The sequence below is a fragment of the Halomonas sp. PAMB 3264 genome (assembly GCF_031954245.1).
Classification (GTDB): Bacteria; Pseudomonadota; Gammaproteobacteria; order Pseudomonadales; family Halomonadaceae; genus Vreelandella.
Window position 1 is genome coordinate 3,052,895 of the sequence record NZ_CP134866.1, and the last position, 15,624, is coordinate 3,068,518.

General features: G+C 62.8%; 14 protein-coding genes and 2 tRNA genes. 7 read left to right on the forward strand and 9 right to left on the reverse strand.

Going from position 1 to position 15,624, the window contains the following annotated elements:
* Positions 1-10: 10 nt before the first annotated feature.
* Entirely contained in the window at positions 11-724 is a 714-nt protein-coding gene (tsaA, locus tag RN347_RS13805; protein WP_263586214.1) for a tRNA (N6-threonylcarbamoyladenosine(37)-N6)-methyltransferase TrmO, read from the forward strand.
* Between the two features lie 17 nt (positions 725-741).
* Here tsaA and purC read toward each other — a convergent pair whose 3' ends face one another.
* The 3 genes from purC to dapA form a co-directional block, all read right to left on the reverse strand.
* Positions 742-1,458 carry a phosphoribosylaminoimidazolesuccinocarboxamide synthase gene (gene purC / locus RN347_RS13810; RefSeq protein ID WP_311958608.1) on the reverse strand — a complete coding sequence of 239 codons (717 nt, stop codon included), beginning with the start codon at positions 1,456-1,458 and terminating at the stop codon, positions 742-744.
* A 27-nt stretch (positions 1,459-1,485) separates the two neighbouring features.
* Positions 1,486-2,466, reverse strand: a complete 981-nt coding sequence (gene bamC / locus RN347_RS13815) for an outer membrane protein assembly factor BamC (protein WP_311958609.1) — start codon at positions 2,464-2,466, stop codon at positions 1,486-1,488.
* 67 nt (positions 2,467-2,533) lie between these two features.
* On the reverse strand, positions 2,534-3,418 hold the full coding sequence (gene dapA / locus RN347_RS13820) for a 4-hydroxy-tetrahydrodipicolinate synthase (protein WP_263586211.1): 885 nt from the start codon (positions 3,416-3,418) through the stop codon (positions 2,534-2,536).
* 336 nt (positions 3,419-3,754) lie between these two features.
* On the opposite strand from dapA, the gene RN347_RS13825 reads away from it, so the two are divergent.
* A complete protein-coding gene (locus RN347_RS13825; RefSeq protein ID WP_311958610.1) occupies positions 3,755-4,234 on the forward strand; it encodes a peroxiredoxin in 480 nt (159 codons plus the stop codon).
* A gap of 89 nt (positions 4,235-4,323) precedes the next feature.
* On the opposite strand, the gene RN347_RS13830 is transcribed toward RN347_RS13825, so the two are convergent.
* The gene (locus tag RN347_RS13830) at positions 4,324-5,439 is read right to left on the reverse strand and encodes an AI-2E family transporter (RefSeq protein WP_311958611.1); all 1,116 of its coding nucleotides are present in this window, start codon (positions 5,437-5,439) and stop codon (positions 4,324-4,326) included.
* Entirely contained in the window at positions 5,436-5,720 is a 285-nt protein-coding gene (locus RN347_RS13835) for a sulfurtransferase TusA family protein (RefSeq protein ID WP_263586208.1), read from the reverse strand. The genes RN347_RS13830 and RN347_RS13835 overlap by 4 nt, the downstream gene beginning before the upstream one ends.
* 167 nt (positions 5,721-5,887) lie before the next feature.
* Between RN347_RS13835 and RN347_RS13840 the strand changes: the two genes are divergently transcribed.
* On the forward strand, positions 5,888-7,348 hold the full coding sequence (locus RN347_RS13840; protein ID WP_311958612.1) for a M48 family metalloprotease: 1,461 nt from the start codon (positions 5,888-5,890) through the stop codon (positions 7,346-7,348).
* Positions 7,349-7,472: 124 nt separating this feature from the next.
* On the opposite strand, the gene RN347_RS13845 is transcribed toward RN347_RS13840, so the two are convergent.
* A tRNA-Lys gene (locus RN347_RS13845) sits at positions 7,473-7,548 on the reverse strand.
* 72 nt (positions 7,549-7,620) lie between these two features.
* Positions 7,621-7,696, reverse strand: a tRNA-Lys gene (locus tag RN347_RS13850).
* Positions 7,697-7,874: 178 nt separating this feature from the next.
* Between RN347_RS13850 and RN347_RS13855 the strand changes: the two genes are divergently transcribed.
* Positions 7,875-9,578 carry a glycosyltransferase gene (locus tag RN347_RS13855; RefSeq protein WP_311958613.1) on the forward strand — a complete coding sequence of 568 codons (1,704 nt, stop codon included), beginning with the start codon at positions 7,875-7,877 and terminating at the stop codon, positions 9,576-9,578.
* 420 nt (positions 9,579-9,998) lie between these two features.
* Here the strand turns inward: RN347_RS13855 and RN347_RS13860 are convergent, their stop codons facing one another.
* Together RN347_RS13860 and RN347_RS13865 are read right to left on the reverse strand one after the other, a co-directional pair.
* Positions 9,999-12,176, reverse strand: a complete 2,178-nt coding sequence (locus RN347_RS13860) for a glycoside hydrolase family 3 N-terminal domain-containing protein (RefSeq protein ID WP_311958614.1) — start codon at positions 12,174-12,176, stop codon at positions 9,999-10,001.
* Positions 12,177-12,724: 548 nt separating this feature from the next.
* Positions 12,725-12,973, reverse strand: coding sequence for a hypothetical protein (locus tag RN347_RS13865; RefSeq protein WP_311958615.1), 249 nt, complete (start codon positions 12,971-12,973; stop codon positions 12,725-12,727).
* A gap of 143 nt (positions 12,974-13,116) precedes the next feature.
* Here RN347_RS13865 and RN347_RS13870 point away from each other — a divergent pair, with 143 nt between their 5' ends.
* Genes RN347_RS13870 through RN347_RS13880 form a run of 3 tightly spaced genes read left to right on the forward strand, consistent with a single transcriptional unit; the run spans position 13,117 to position 15,574 of the window.
* Complete coding sequence (locus tag RN347_RS13870; RefSeq protein ID WP_311958616.1) at positions 13,117-14,067, forward strand: VOC family protein; 951 nt, start codon at positions 13,117-13,119, stop codon at positions 14,065-14,067.
* Positions 14,064-14,441, forward strand: a complete 378-nt coding sequence (locus RN347_RS13875) for a Rieske 2Fe-2S domain-containing protein (protein WP_263586202.1) — start codon at positions 14,064-14,066, stop codon at positions 14,439-14,441. Before RN347_RS13870 ends, RN347_RS13875 begins: the two co-directional genes overlap by 4 nt.
* A complete protein-coding gene (locus RN347_RS13880; protein ID WP_311958617.1) occupies positions 14,441-15,574 on the forward strand; it encodes an FAD-dependent oxidoreductase in 1,134 nt (377 codons plus the stop codon). The genes RN347_RS13875 and RN347_RS13880 overlap by 1 nt, the downstream gene beginning before the upstream one ends.
* Positions 15,575-15,624 lie beyond the last annotated feature (50 nt).

Sequence of the window (15,624 nt, forward strand, 5' to 3'; positions counted from 1 at the left end):
AGGTTACGCGATGCACAACGCCGCGACTCATTCGCTTACCACCCTCGGGGTCATCACCAGCGACTATCCGGACAAGTTCGGCATTCCGCGCCAGCCGGGGCTGGCCCCCGCGGCGCGGGCGAGCCTCGAGCTGTTGCCGCCCTACAACGACCCGCTCGCGGTGCGCGGGCTCGAGGCGTTCAGCCACCTGTGGCTGAGCTTCGTTTTCCACCAGAGTCCGCAGCGGTGGACGCCGCTGGTGCGCCCGCCGCGCCTTGGCGGCAACCAGAAGGTCGGTGTGTTCGCCAGCCGCAGTACCCACCGCCCCAACCGGCTGGGGCTTTCGCTGGTCGAGCTGGCAGGCATCGAGCTTGACGCCGGTGTGCGCCTGCACCTGACGGGGTGCGATCTGGTCAGCGGCACGCCGGTCGTGGACATCAAACCCTACCTGCCCTGGGCGGAGTCGCAGCCCCAGGCGCGGGCGGGCTTCGCCCCCGAGGCGCCGGCGCTCAAGCGAGTGGTGTTTGGCGTGGCGGCGCGCGAGGCGCTAAGCCTGCGCACTGACAGCGCCTCGCTTCACGCGCTGATCGAGCAGGTGATCGGCCAGGACCCGCGTCCGGCCTACCATGCCGACACGGCCCGCATTTACGGGGTGCGCCTTCGCGATGTGGACGTGAAATTTCGTGGCCTTGAAGCAGATGCCACCACCCTGGAGGTGGTGGCAATCGAGCCGTACAGGCCGTAGCGCTTGGGCGTCAGCGTTTAGGCGGGAAAGGTGATGCCGAGCCGGCGGCCGACTTCCTCGTAGGCTTCGATCACGCCGCCCAGGCCCTGACGGAAGCGGTCCTTGTCCATCTTCTCGCGGGTGTTGGCGTCCCACAGGCGGCAGCCGTCCGGGGAGAACTCGTCGCCGAGTACGACTTCGCCCTTGAACACGCCGAACTCGAGCTTATAGTCGACCAGTATCATATCGCCTTCGGCGAAAAGCTGCTTGAGCACCTGGTTGACCTTGAAGGTGAGCTTTTTCATCTGAGCGAGCTGCTCAGGGCTCGCCCAGCCGAAGGTTTCCGCCAATGATTCGTTGATCATCGGGTCGCCCTTATCATCGTTTTTCAAAAACAGCTCGAAGGTGGGCGGAGTGAGCTCGCTGCCCTCCTCGATGCCCAGCCGCTTGACCAGGCCGCCAGCGGCGACGTTACGCACCACGCACTCCACCGGGATCATGTCCATCTTCTTGACCAGACTCTCGGTATCAGAGAGCTGCTTTTCGAAGTGGGTCGGAATACCGGCTTCTTCCAGACGCTCCATGATGAAGGCGTTGAAAACGTTGTTCACCATGCCCTTGCGCGCCAGCGACTCCTTTTTCTTGCCATCGAAGGCGCTGGTGTCGTCGCGAAACGTCAGAACCAGCAGGTCCGGGTCATCGGTGGTGTAAACCGATTTTGCTTTGCCAGCGTAGAGTTCGTCACGCTTTTCCATACAAGCTCCGAAATAGAATAAAAAACGTTAGCGCAGGTAGCCGGAAACGCGCTCGAGTAGTTCACGCTGGTCGTCAGCGCTTAGCTCGCGATCGCTTTCGTTGATCGCGCGCAGCACGCTCTGATTTCCCTGAGGCTCGAGCACCAGGCGAATGTTTTGGGTCATGCGGCGAACGTCGCGGCTGAAAACGACCTCGATCGGGTTACGGCTCTCTTCCGAGGCGGTCATGTAGTTGACCAAAAACGAATAGTTTTCCGGCGACTTCTCGAGCAGCTCGCGACGGTTTTCGACGGTGAAATCGAGCGTCAGGTAGTGGTCGAGCTCGGCCCAGACGCGCTCGGCGGTCTGCGGGATGGCCACTTCCCAGGCACCGTTCTGCTGGCGGATCTCGACCGTGCGCGCGTTGGAAAGCCGCTGGGCGTTCCAGGAGGAGGCGCTGGCGGTCGCGCTGCGCGCGCCCAGGTACTCTTCCAGCGCATCGAGGCAGTTGGCTACGCTGCGCCCACCCTGCTCGCAGCGGACTTCACTGCTGCCGGCACGCAGCGCGCTTTGCAGCGACAGCGTCGCCTGGTTCGTTTCGATCACGCCCTGGTTGGCGTCGCTTCGTTGAATCCCCAACCCCCGGCTCTGGGCGAAGGCTTCCAGCTGCGGCCAGACCGCGCCGGTGTCGGCGGCCACGACCAGCCAGACGTCGCTGCCGACCTGGCGGCGCTCGACGAACTCCGGCTGCAGGCCGCTGCCCATCGAAAGCGACGGCGGCGGCGCGACATCGGCGGCGCCGTCGACCCGGCTTCCCTGTAGCGCGGCCTGGGGCACCGGCATGGCGTCGTTATAGCGCTGCGTGTTGCGACTCTCCGGCAACACCAGCGGCGGCGCGGGCCGCACGTCGGTGTAGTCGAGGTTACGGTCGTCGTAAAAGCCTTCGCGGGCGCAGCCGGCAAGCGTTACCCCCATTACGAGCGTCAGCGGTATCCATTTCAGCGCGGGTCTTTCAAGCATGGAGCTCATCAAGCCACCTTAAGTCAACAGTTCTCTCGCCCGGCACTGGCCGGGCCCAGGGGTCGGGCGCCGCGGATCACTCCTCGACGACGCCTGCCAACTGCAGCGCTTCACTCACAGTGGCGTGGTATTTTTCCGAAAGCCAGGTCAGCGGCAGGCGAATGCCGGCGTCCATGTAGCCCATGCGGTGGAGCGACCACTTGACCGGGATCGGGTTGGCCTCGATGCCCAGGTTGGTGTGCAGCGGCATCAGGCGCGTGTTGATCTGGTGCGCTTTCTCGCTGTCGCCGTTGACCGCCGCGGTGCACAGCTCGTGCATGGCATTGGGCACCACGTTGGCGGTGACCGAAATATCGCCGTGGCCGCCCATCAGCATGAAGTCACAAGCGGTCGCGTCGTCGCCGGAGTAGAGCATGAAATCGCTGCCCTTCAAGCGGGCAATTAGATCCTCGGCGCGCTCAAGGTTCCCCGTGGCGTCCTTCAAACCGATGATATTGTCGACTTCGGCCAGCCGCACCACGGTTTCGTTGTAGAGATCCGAGCAGGTGCGCCCCGGCACGTTGTACATGATGACCGGCAGCTTGCTGCCCTCGGCCACCGCCTTGAAGTGCTGGTAGAGGCCTTCCTGGGTGGGCTTGTTGTAGTAAGGGCAGACCGACAGGCAGTAGTCCGCGCCGACTTCGCTGGCGTAGCGGGCAAGCTCGACCGCCTCGGACGTGGCGTTGGCGCCGGTGCCGGCGATGACCGGAATACGCCCATTGACCTCTTCCACCACGCTTCGAATGACGTCGAAGTGCTCGGCAAAGGACATGGTGGTGGGCTCGCCGGTGGTGCCCGCGGCGACGATGGCGTCGGTGCCGTTCTCAAGGTGGAAGTTCACCAGACGACGTAACGCCTCCCAGTCGATATCGCCATTGACCTTCATTGGCGTCGCCAGGGCGACTATGCTGCCTGTGATCATCCGTCTATTCCTCACCTGATAGCGGCGCCCGGTCGCCCGGGCGCATCGTTGCAAAAATCGTCGTGTTGAATCGATCATCGTTTCACGGCGCATCGCACTGCCTGCGCCCTGCCCTCGACCGCCACGCTCAAGGGGCAAATGGTACTCAGCGGATTCGAGCCTGTACAGCGTAAAGCGCGGCGAGTTTGCGCAAGCCGCCCTTCCGGGCCCGATCAGGCTTTGACACGGCGCGCCGCGTTGCGTGTAATCGAGCGCTCATCTCACGACTCTCACTTCACGACTCTCACTTCACGACTCTCACTTGAGAACACGAACTTGAAAAACAGGAGCACGCTCATGGCCGTGGAATTAGGCAAACCCGTCCCGGATTTCAGCGCCCCCGCCACCGGCGATACCACCGTCGAGCTTTCGAGCCTCGAGGGCCAGCAGGTGGTGATCTACTTCTATCCCAAGGCGAGCACGCCGGGCTGCACCACCGAAGGCGGCGACTTTCGCGATCGTATGGAAAGCTTCAAGGCGGCCAACACGGTCGTCATCGGTGTTTCCCGCGACGGCCTGCGTGCCCAGGAGAATTTCAAGGCCAAACAGGACTTCAACTTCGAGCTGATCTCCGACAAGGACGAAACCGTGTGCCAGCTATTTGACGTCATCAAGCTCAAGAAGATGTACGGTAAGGAGCATCTGGGGATCGAGCGCAGCACGTTTTTGCTCGACAAGCAGGGCGTGCTGGCCCATGAGTGGCGCGGCGTCAAGGTGCCCGGCCATGTGGACGAGGTGCTGGAAAAGGCCCAGGCGCTCGACCAGCAAGGCGCCTGACAGCCGCTTTAAAGAGAGCGCTTTAACGCAAGCGCCCGCCCAATCGGGCGGGCGCTACTCGTTTGGGCGCTGACCAACTTTGGCGCTCGCTAGCGTAGCGGCGTACGGTCCTCGGTCAGGATCGCGTTATCCAAAGGCGTTGGCGGCAAATCAGTTCGGCGCGGCCAGGCGTAAACCAGCGCTTTCAAGAGCGTGGCCAAGGGAATGGCGAAGAACACCCCCCAGAAGCCCCAGATGCCGCCAAAAAAGAGCACCGCGACGATGATCGAGACCGGATGAATATTATTGGTCTCTGAGAACAGAATCGGCGAGAGCACGTTGCCATCCAGCGCCTGAAGGACGCCGTAGGCCAGAATCACGTAAGCGAACTGCTCGCTCAAGCCGAACTGAAACCCCGCCACCGCCGCCACGGGCAGGGTCGCCACCGCGGCGCCAATGAACGGCACCAGCACCGAAAAGCCGACCAGCACGGACAAAAGCGCGGTATAGGGCAGCCCAAACAGCGTGAAGGTGAAAAACGCCACCGTGCCGACGATGATGATCTCGATCGACTTGCCGCGAATATAGTTGGCGATTTGGTGATCCATTTCGCGCCAGATGCGCGTCAACAGCGTGCGCTTTTGCGGCAAAAGCGAGAGGATGAACCCTACCAGCTGCTCGCGGTCCTTGAGCATGAACAGCACCAGAATCGGCACCAGCACCAGGTAGATGATGATCGACATCACGTTGCCAAGCGAGGTCAGCGACAGGGTCAGCGCGCGCTGGCCAAGCTGACTGATCTCGCGACTGGCCACGCCCACCCAGTTCTGCATCTGATCCGGAGTGATCAGGTTGGGGTAGCGCGCCTGAAGATCGTCGAGCCAGGCCTGGCCGCTGGCGAACATGCGCGGCGACTCCTGCGCAAGCCCCACGAGCTGGTTCCAGATCAGCGGCATCAAAAAGAACGCCAGGGTCAAAAGCGCCCCGACGAACACCACAAAGACGAGAATCACCGCCAGCAGATGCGGCACGCCGCGACGGGTGAAGATGTTCACCACGCCTTGAAGCAGAAAGGCCAGCACCAGCGCGGTGAAAAACGGCGCCAGCATGCGCCCGAACCAGATGATCGCGGCAAACCCGGTCACCAGCACGAGCAGCAGAATCAGCGCCTCTTCGTCGGAGAAGTAGCGCTCTACCCAGCTTTTCAGGATGCTGCGCATGGTCATAGGGATGAACCTCCCGCCTTGCGTATCCAGAAATGATAATGACCGCTTCTTTGCTCACGCCCTTCGAGCGTGTGGGCGCTTTGCTCGGTGAACGAGGTAATATCGCGCCACGAGCCCTGGTCGTCAGCCACGACTTCCAGCAGCTGGCCGGACGCGATCGAGGCCAACGCCTGTTTGGTCTTCAAAAGTGGCAGCGGACAGGCGAGCCCACAGGCGTCGACGACCGCGTCCGGCGCAAGCGGCACTGGCGCCTTTTGGTCACACCCTTCATCATCGGTCATGGTGACTCCCTTAAAATGCCTGGGCAAAGCTGGCATTGTGACATAAACCTGGTGTTCACCGATGCGCTTTCGCGTTTGATTTAACGGCACTTCCCGGCTCGAATCAACGTCTCGCCGCCCAACGGGCCGCGGTACGGATGCAAGCCGCAAGACCACAAGAGGATGCCATGTCGCACCGTCGTTTTCTGCAGCGCTCGGCCCTGGCGTTTACGCTGGTACTGGCAAGCGCTTTTCCCACCGCCCAGGGCCAGGGCTTCGATAACAGCCAGCTGCCGAGCCTGGGCGGCGCCTCGCCTTCGGCGAGTCTCGAGGAGTTTCGCCTGGGCCGCGCCTGGCTGCGCCAGTTTCGCGCCCAGGCGCCCCAGTGGCAGGACGCCATCGCCAACGACTACCTGAACGGCGTGGTGACCCGGCTAACGCCCTACAGCCAATTGGGCGGGCTGGAGACCACGACGGTGATGGTCGATCACCGCGCGCTCAACGCCTTCGCCGTGCCCGGCGGCGTGGTGGGGATCAATTCAGGGCTTTTCGCCTTTGCCGAGGACGAAGGCGCGTTCGTATCGGTCATCGCCCACGAGCTTGGCCACCTGTCGCAGCGCCACTACGCCCGCGGCAGCGAGCGCGCCGGCCAAACCCAGTTGCCAGCTCTGGCGGGGCTGCTCGCCGGCATGCTGATCGCCGCCAGCGGCGGCGGCGATGCGGGTATTGCCACCGCCATGGGTTCGCAGGCGGCGCTGATACAGGACCAGCTTGCCTACTCGCGGCGCTTTGAGCAGGAGGCCGACCGGGTCGGCCTTCAGGCCATGGCCGCCGCCGGTTTCGACCCGGAGGCAATGGTGCGCATGTTCGCCTCGATGCAGCGCCTGGCGCGCCTGCAGGGTGGCACCCCGCCGGAATTTCTGCTCACCCACCCGGTGTCGGACAGTCGCCTGAGCGACGCCCAGGCCCGCGTGGCCCAGCTCACCGTGGCGGACAGCTACCAAAGCAACACCCTCTACAACCTGATGCGCGCCCGGGCGCTGTTGAGCCTCTACCAGAACGCCCCGGAGCAGGCGCAGGCGCGCCTGGCCCAGGGCGGCGCCGAGGAGCCCGCGCGGCGCTACTTGAGCGCGCTGATCGACGCCCGCCGCGGCCAGGTGGACACGGCGCTCCAAAGCCTCGACGCGCTGGCCGCCGAGCTTCCGGACTACGCCATGATTCCCGCCTCGAGCGCCCAGGTTGCGCTCGAGGCCAACCGCATCGACGAGGCGATCACGCGGGCCGAGCGCTGGCTGCGCGTCATGCCGAACTACCTGCCGGCCCAGCTGATTTTGGCCGAAGCGCAGCTGCAGCGCGACCCGCAGGCGGCCTTCGATCTGCTACGCCGCGTCACCGAACGCTACCCGGAAAATCCTCAGGGCTTCAATCTGCTGGTCACCGCCGCCGGGCGCAGCGGCCACAACGGCTGGGGGCACCTGGCCCAGGCGGAGTACCTGCAGCTGACAGGCCGGGTGGATCGCGGCATTCAGCAGCTCGGTATCGCCAAAAACGTGGCCCAGCAGGAAGGCGACACGCCGCTGGTCGCACTGATCGACCAGCGCCGCGAAGCGTTTCTCGACTACCGGGAGGCGCTTTCGTCGTTCAACTAGCCAACCAGCGCGCGAGCCACGCGGTATCGCGCGCCGGTAACGGCGCGGATAGAGAAACAAGCATCGAACAACGTCTAGACGAACGAAAACGCCCCTGACAGATAACTGTCAGGGGCGCCGAATCTGGTGGGTCGTGCAGGATTCGAACCTGCGACCAATTGATTAAAAGTCAACTGCTCTACCAACTGAGCTAACGACCCAGAGTGCCTTGTACGGCCATTGCCGCACCGGCATCGCGTTCGAGTCTTGAGGGCCAACGCCTTCGGCGTCGGTGGTGGGTCGTGCAGGATTCGAACCTGCGACCAATTGATTAAAAGTCAACTGCTCTACCAACTGAGCTAACGACCCCCTCGAACGGATGCATATAGTACAGATCGACCCGGGATGTGGCAAGGCTTTTTGACAAGCGCCGTTAAAATAGTCGCGCCGCTCGCTGCCAGACAGCACAAGCCTTGTCGCTGCGCCCCGGGTTCATGACAATGCGTTTTCAAGGTCATGCTACCGACGAAACGACAAGGCGACCATCATGGCACAGCCCGCGCTGCACGATACCGACATCCTGTTTCTCAATCTGGACATGGGCAAAACGCTCACCGGCATCGAACACTCGGCGCTGGCCAGGGCATCGCTTTTCATCGATGAACTGGGCGTTCATCCCTTGATCGTGACGTTCCAGTATCGCCCAGAGCTTCAGCGCAACGTCGCTGCACTTCTGGGTAGCGAGCGTTACCACAGCGCTACGCGCATCAAGGGCCTCTACGACTGCCTGCAGGGGTTCGACGACCCTGCCCTGCCGGTAAGCGAGCTCAAAGGCACGCTCCCGCCAGCGACCGACCCGAGCTTCATCGGTTACACCCCCGCCCCGGTCGAAGGGCACAAGGACGTGCGCTACCTCAACGGCCAGGGCCGGCTCTTTGCCTACAAGGTCTACTCGAAAGAGCATGGCGAGTTGATACACATCAACTACTTCGAGAAGGGTCAGAAAGTCGCGGCGGATATCTACCACACCACGGGACACCGCAGCAGTCATCGCTTGTACGATCCCAACTCCCGGCAACGAACTCACGAAATCTTTTATAGCCCCTGGGGCACGCCGCTTTTTTTTCGGGTATTCGAAAGAGAGGGAACCGAATCCTCGCCAGAAGAGAGGCTCGCACCCGGCTTTTATCTACACACCTCGCTCACGACGGGGCAGTCTTTTTCTCAACCCACTCATGCTTCTTTCGAGAGCACCGCCACCGGTTTGAGGGCGATCGACCACATCCTCGGTCAGTGCACGTTTTTGGGCGACAGCACGGACTTTTCGCTTTACGCACTCAACGCCCTGACGACGCGACTGAAGGGTGAGAGGCTGTGGCTGCTCAACGACAAGAACAAGTTTACGTTCAAGGCCTCCGCGCTTTTGCGCGACACGCCGGTAGGCGCAAACCGAGAGAAGCAAATTCGTGTGTTCGGCGCGCTGCACAGCACGCACTTTCAGGGTAAAGAGCTCGATACCAAGCTCAAGACCCACTACCGGGACCTGCTGGAAGGCCACGACGCGCCGAATGGCGTGGTGGCGCTGACCCAAGTGCAAACCCGGGACGTCAAGCGCCGGTTCCCGGATCAAAACGTAGTAACGGTGCCGCACACGCTCAGCGCCTCCTACAAGGCAGTGAAAAGCGCCAACGGTGAAGGACTGCCCACCCAGCGGAGTAAAATCGTTTACGTGGCGCGCCTGTCGCCGGAAAAGCAGCACCTAAAGGCGCTCGAGATACTGGCCGAGGTCGTGAAGCACGCGCCGCAGGTGTGCCTGCACCTTTACGGCGAGGGCGGCGAGCGCGACAAAATCAAAGCGCGCATCGAGGCATTGGGGCTCGAGCGCCACGTCGTGCTCGAAGGCTACTGCAACGACATCGCGAGCATCTATCGCGACGCGCAGTGCGCCATTTTGACCAGCGTGATGGAGGGGTTCCCGCTGACGCTGCTCGAGGCGATGGCCTTTCGCTGCCCGGTGGTCGCCTTCGATGTCCGCTACGGCCCGTCTGACATGATCGTCCCCGATGAGACCGGCTTTCTCGTCGCGCCCAATGACACGACCGCGTTTGCCGAACACCTGACTCGTTTGGTGGTGGAGCCCGGTCTGGCCCGCCGCTTGGGAGACCACGCGCGGGCTCGATTCAAAACGCACTTCTCCCCATCGAGCGTCGCCAAACGCTGGGAAGAGACGATCATGGAAAGCTTTCGATAAGGGGATGGGTAATGGATTTGAGCGGAGGTATCGAGTGAAGACTTGCTTCACGCCCCGAGCGGGGCGTGAAAGGCGAGCGTAAGCGCCGAGGAATCAGCGACGCTTGGGCTTGCGGCTTGCGTATCGCCTGTACCGGGCGGCGTACTCGCGCTCGAACTGGGTGGAGGGGGGCATCAGGCGGTTGGCGAGTTAGCCGTCGGTGGTGAACAGCAAGAGGCCGCTGGTATTGATGTCCAGCCGCCCGATCGCGATCCAACGCCGGGTCGGTGATCGTGAGTCAGCAAAGGAGGCAGGCCTGAAAGATTGGGCCCGGCTTTTGTTGTACACCCAGTCAGGTTTCGGCGCTGGCAGCATGGATCGTCCGGATGATGAAACCGCCTAACGGTCCGAGCCGGCGGCTCGGACTTGGCTTGCCTAAACTTAGTAGGACAGACCGTGAGCAAAGGGGAATAGCGTGTCCTCGGCCGCATATCCCGGCGCATCAGAAGCGTTTTCGATCACCGCACCGAGGTTATCTGGCAAGGCGAAGGGCAGCCGGCCCACGGGCGCGAACTGGCCCGAGAGAACATCGAACAACGCATCGTCAACCGCACCAAAAGTGGCCAGCAAGGCACCGGCATCGCGCAGGCCGCTTTCAGCGTCGATAACATAGGGGTTGCGGAAGTCGATCGCAATGATGGTGCGCTGCGCTCCAACCTCGTTCATGACCTCGCGGATCACGGGAAGCGGCGGAAAGATGTCCCAGGACTGCGCCTCGGCCATGGTCGTGAAAGACAGCGCGTCGGCTTCCCAAGGCAGGGCGCCGCCGAACAGCAAGCCCAGGGCAGGCGAACCGGGACCGCCAATCTGTCCGTCATCCGCGCAGGAGGCGTTGAGATCGGGGGTGACGTTGCAATTGTCCTCGCCGCCCCAGACCTCGCCTGTTCTCGGGTTCAGGTGCTCGGGGTTCGCCCCCCATTCCGGGTCGTTCGAGCGATAGTCGCCGGTGCCTGTATTTCGAACATAGACTCGGATCACCGCTGCGTCGTGGTCAGCCGCCGAGGAGCGTCCGTCGTCGGCAGTGCCCTGCGTGACCTTGAAGCCCGCTTCCGCTGCCATCCCGGCATCGGCGTTGAGCACGTAGATCTGCGCGCCCTGCGCAAGCGGCAACAGGTTATCGTTCTGCAACAGGACAATCGATTCACAATGAACCTGCGCGGCAAGCGCCAGATGGTCCGGCGCGGCAACGATGTCACCAGCGGCGTCCTCATCCACATAGGGGTTCTCAAAGAGGCCCAGGGCAAACTGCTCGGTCAGCAGACGACCGGCGGCCTCGGTGACGCGGGCCTCATCGATCAGGCCGGCTTCGACCAAATCCAGGATCTCGCCGACATCCGAAAAGCCCGACAGCACGTCATTGCCGCTGTTGATGGCCAGCGCGACCCGTTCTGGAACGGTGGCATCGGCAAAGCCCCATGCGCGGGACTGGATGATGCCGGTATCCGAGTTGACATAGCCCTGAAAGCCGAGCCGGTCGCGCAAAAGCCCGTTCACGGTCTGGGCCGAGAAGGAAAAACCCACCTCGTCAAAGGTCTCGCCTTCATGGGTCAGATCGACCGGGACGCCGTAATAGGGCATGATCGCGCCAAGCCCTGCATCGATCGCGCGCTGGAAGGGGGCGAGATGGGCGGCGAAAGCGCCCGACGGATAGACCTGGCGCTGACCAAACGAATAATGCGGGTCCAGCCCCTGTTCCTGCGGCCCGCCACCGGGGAAATGCTTCATCGTCAGCGCGACGTCAGACTCAGAGTCGACCGGGCCGCCCTGGAGGCCCAGCACCAGCGCCTCCATGATGTCCGCAACCGTGTCGCTGTCTTCCCCGAATGTCTCGTGGACACGGTGCCAGCGCGGCTCGGTCGCCAGATCGGCCATGTAACCATACATGCCTCGCAGCCCGAGCGCGCGCCATTCGGCTGCCGTGACCTGCGTCAGCGCCTCGACCGGCGCCATGCTCTCGGTGCCCAGGACCGCTGCAGCGATGCCAAGCTCCTTGGGGAAGGCGGTCATCGCACCGGCCCCGCCGCCGATGCCGAAACGTGGATCGCTTTCCCGATGATTTCGTGCATTGTCCTTGAACAGAACAGGAATGCCGGACGGCTGCGCCTCGGCCAGCTCCTGCACTGCGTTAGCGAAAGCCGCCATCTGCCGCGCCGTTACGTCGAACCCGCTACGCGAGGGGCGGCCGTCGCACGTCTGCGCCTTAGCGGCGATGGTGTTGCGCAGAATGAAGCGGGTCATGTGCTGCTCTGCGATCATCTCCTCGGCCCGCGTGCCCTCGGTCGTGCCGGCGCAGCCCGCGTTCAGCGTGTCGATCAGCAGCATCCCGGCGCGCTCTTCGATTGACATACGCTCCAGAAGATCCGAGACGCGGTCAGCAACCGGCAGGCGCCAATCCTCGTAGGGGTCCAGATTTCCGTTCCCGTTCGCGTCGCGGAACTGCAAGCCATCAACATCAAGGATGGCGCGCGCCCTTGTCCCGATCTCGGGCTGTGATTGCCCCAGGGCAGGCAGGCTGAAGGCTGCAGCAAGCGCGGCCGTGGCGACCAACATCGTCTTCATTTGTTTTTTTCCTCCATAAAAGCTCACATCAAACCTGCAATCCGGAACATCATTTTCCTCGGCCCCTCTTGTTAGGGGCTCATAGCGACATGGCTATATCGACAGACGCGACGACATCGAGTCCACCATTCGCGCGGCGCTCAAGGTATCGGAGACTGCGTTCACTCGATCAACGAACGGTGCCTTTTACGGTAAAAGGATTACTCCCGGGCAAATGGAAGTGCCGGTCCTCAAACCGTCTGTCGGCCCGAAATGGCCGAGAAACGCACCAAACGGCGCTCTTACACCGAGACCGGGGCTTTAATAAGCCGCACGAAACCTTCCCGAGTGCCAGGACCGCGATCGTCGGTCGATGGGCTTGTCGCAGCTTGAGACGGGGCAGTCAGCGTAGAACCAGGCGATGCTCAACCTGACCAGCGCAGGAAGCCTTCGTGTCGCACGCTTTCCTCCACCTGCACGCGCTAACTCCCCGACAGCTTTCCAATGCGCTTTAGGGCAGACCCTAAACGCCGGCACAGAGGAAAGAAAATTGATTCTGTCCCATATAGCTATTCACCCGGTAAATGCGCGGATACTCGTGTCATCCGAAAGGGCAGCAGGCAATAGTGTATTAACCCCCGCAGCCAAGCCAGTACGGGATCGCTACTGGGGTGCGACTGCCAGCGGATGCTCTGCCCCGCTGGAAAGTCGAAGCGGGCCGGCTTGGTCGCCAGCCCACCCTGCGCAACCTCTGGCTCGGCGAGCCTGCGCTGAATCAGCGCCGTCAATAGGCTCATGTTGAGCTTGTTGAAACGCATTCAGTCTCCCCCCCCCAATTTACCGCATGAATATCATCTATTTATCGAAGCAATTTTTTAATACCTCAGCCCAAGCCACATACTCGCCAAGCATAATTCGCACCTGACCAGAAACAGGTGCCAGCGAACAAAGGAGGCTGACCATGCGTATCGTGGGACCCGATTATCTGGTGTTTGGGGTAGACGATCTTGAAGGATCGAAGACCTACCTTTCCGATTTCGGCCTGAAGCCGATTCAGCTCGACGCGACCGGCTGGCTCTTTGAGACGCTGGACGGTACCGGCGTCATCATTCGCCCCAAGGACGACCCCAGGCTGCCCGCGCCGCTCGAGACGAAGAACATGCTGCGCCAGCAGGTCTATGGCGTTGAAGACAACGCGGCTCTCGACGAGATCGAGGCCGAGATGTCCAAGGACCGCCGCGTGACGCGGCTCGCGGACGGCGCGCTCGAGTTCAAGGATGACCTCGGCTTCGAGTTGCGCTTCCAGGTGACTATCCGCCGCGCGCTTTCGATGCCCGCAGAGAAGATCAACGCCCCTGGTGCCCCGGCGCAGCGCGCGGCGAACGAGCTTGGCGTCACCGACGACATGGCCGCCCTGCCACGTACGCTGAGCCACGTGGTGCTCTTCGTGCCCGACATCGACAAGCTGGTCCACTTCTTCTGCGACCGCCTCGGCTTTGTCATCACCGACGTGCTGACCGGCGCCGGCCCCTTCCTACGCCCGGCGTCCAACGACGATCACCACACGCTCTTTTTCATCCGCACGCCTGCCTACATGCAAGGCTGCGAGCATCTTGCCTTCCACATGGGCGGACCAACCGAGCTGATGGTGGCGGGCGACCGCTTCGTGCGAAAGGGCTACCAGACCTTCTGGGGGCCGGGCCGCCACAAGTTCGGCTCCAACTGGTTCTGGTACTTCAACAGTCCGCTCGGTGTGCATTTCGAATACGACGCCGACATGGACAAGCATGACGACAGCTGGGTCGCACGCGAGGCGCCGAATGGCCCCGAGGCGAGCCAGATGTTCCTGCTCCAATGGCGCGAGAAATGGGCGCCCGGCGGCGGGCCCGAAGGCGGTTCCGGCAAGCCATGAGCGACAGACAGCTAATCCTGTGCCACCGGGATGACGTGCCCGAGGGCGCGGCCCGCGGCTTTCTGCCCCTGCCCGACGCCCCTCGCAACGTCATCGTGGTGAAGCGCAACGGGCAGCTATATGGGTACATGGATTCCTGTCCGCACTACCGCGGCGGCACGCCCATGGCCTGGCGCAAGGACGCCTATCTCAATGGCGAGGGCACACATCTGGCCTGCCATGCCCATGGAGCACTTTTTAACATCGAGACGGGGGCCTGCGTGTCCGGTCCCTGCCTGGGACGAAAACTGACCCGCGTGCCTCTCAGCGAGGCTTTGGACGGGTTCATCAGCGTTCCGGCGCAGGTCGCCGGACGCTCAGAACAGGAGGGCTGATGATGGCAGCGGCAAAGAAGGTATTGGTGATCGGCGGCGGATTTTCCGGCATGTCCGCGGCAATTATGCTGGCACGCGGAGGCATCGAGACCGACCTCGTCGAGATCGACGCCGGTTGGCGCAGCTATGGCGCGGGGATCAGCCTGCACGGCGCGACCCTGCGGGTCTTCGCCGAACTCGGCATTCTTGGGGCCTTCAAGGCGACCGGGGCTGCGACCGACGGGCTGGTCGTACGCATGCCGCACAACGATCAGGTGATCGTCACGATCCCTACCCCGCCAATGCCCGGCACCGGCCTGCCGGGCAATGCCGCCATCATGCGCCCGGCGCTGGCCGCGATCCTCGCCGATGCCACCCGCGCGGCGGGTGTTTCGGTGAAGCTTGGCTGCAGTTTCGAAACGATCACGCAGGATGAGCTGGGTGTGGACGTCACTTTCACCGACGGCACCCGGGCGCGCTACGATGCGGTGATCGGCGCCGACGGGCTCTATTCCAAGACCCGCGCCACGCTGATGCCGGAGGCGCCGCAGCCCGAATATGTCGGGCAGGCGGTCTGGCGCGCCGAGATGGCCACGCCCGAAGGCATCGAGACCATCAACATGTGGCTTGGCAAGGGGCTCAAGGTAGGGATCAATCCGGTTTCTGCAGGCCGCTCGTACATGTTCGTCACCGAGGACCGCCCGACCAATGACTGGGTCGAGGAATCCGAGCTGTTGCCACAGATGATCGCCCTGCTCGATCAGTTCCCCTCGCCGACCCTCACCGCGGTGAAGGAAGGTCTGAGCGAAGAAAGCAAGCTGATCTACCGCCCGCTCGAAAAGATGCTGCTGCCGCAGCCCTGGCACGCCGGCCGGGTCATGCTGATTGGCGATGCCGTGCATGCCACCACGCCGCATCTCGGTGCCGGCGCCTGCATCGGGATGGAGGATGGGCTGGTGATCGCCGAGCAGCTGCTGCGCGCAGATACCGTGGCAGAGGCCTTCACCGCGCATGAATCGCGCCGTTGGGACCGCTGCAGCATGGTCGTCCACAACTCGGCGCGCCTGTCGGAAATCGAAATCACCGGCGGCGACCAGAAGGAACACAACGACATCATGAGCCGCTCGATGATGGCTCTTGGCGAGCCGGTCTGAACCTGCCGCGATAACATAACAATCAGGGGCACAAGGTCGGCCCACTAGAG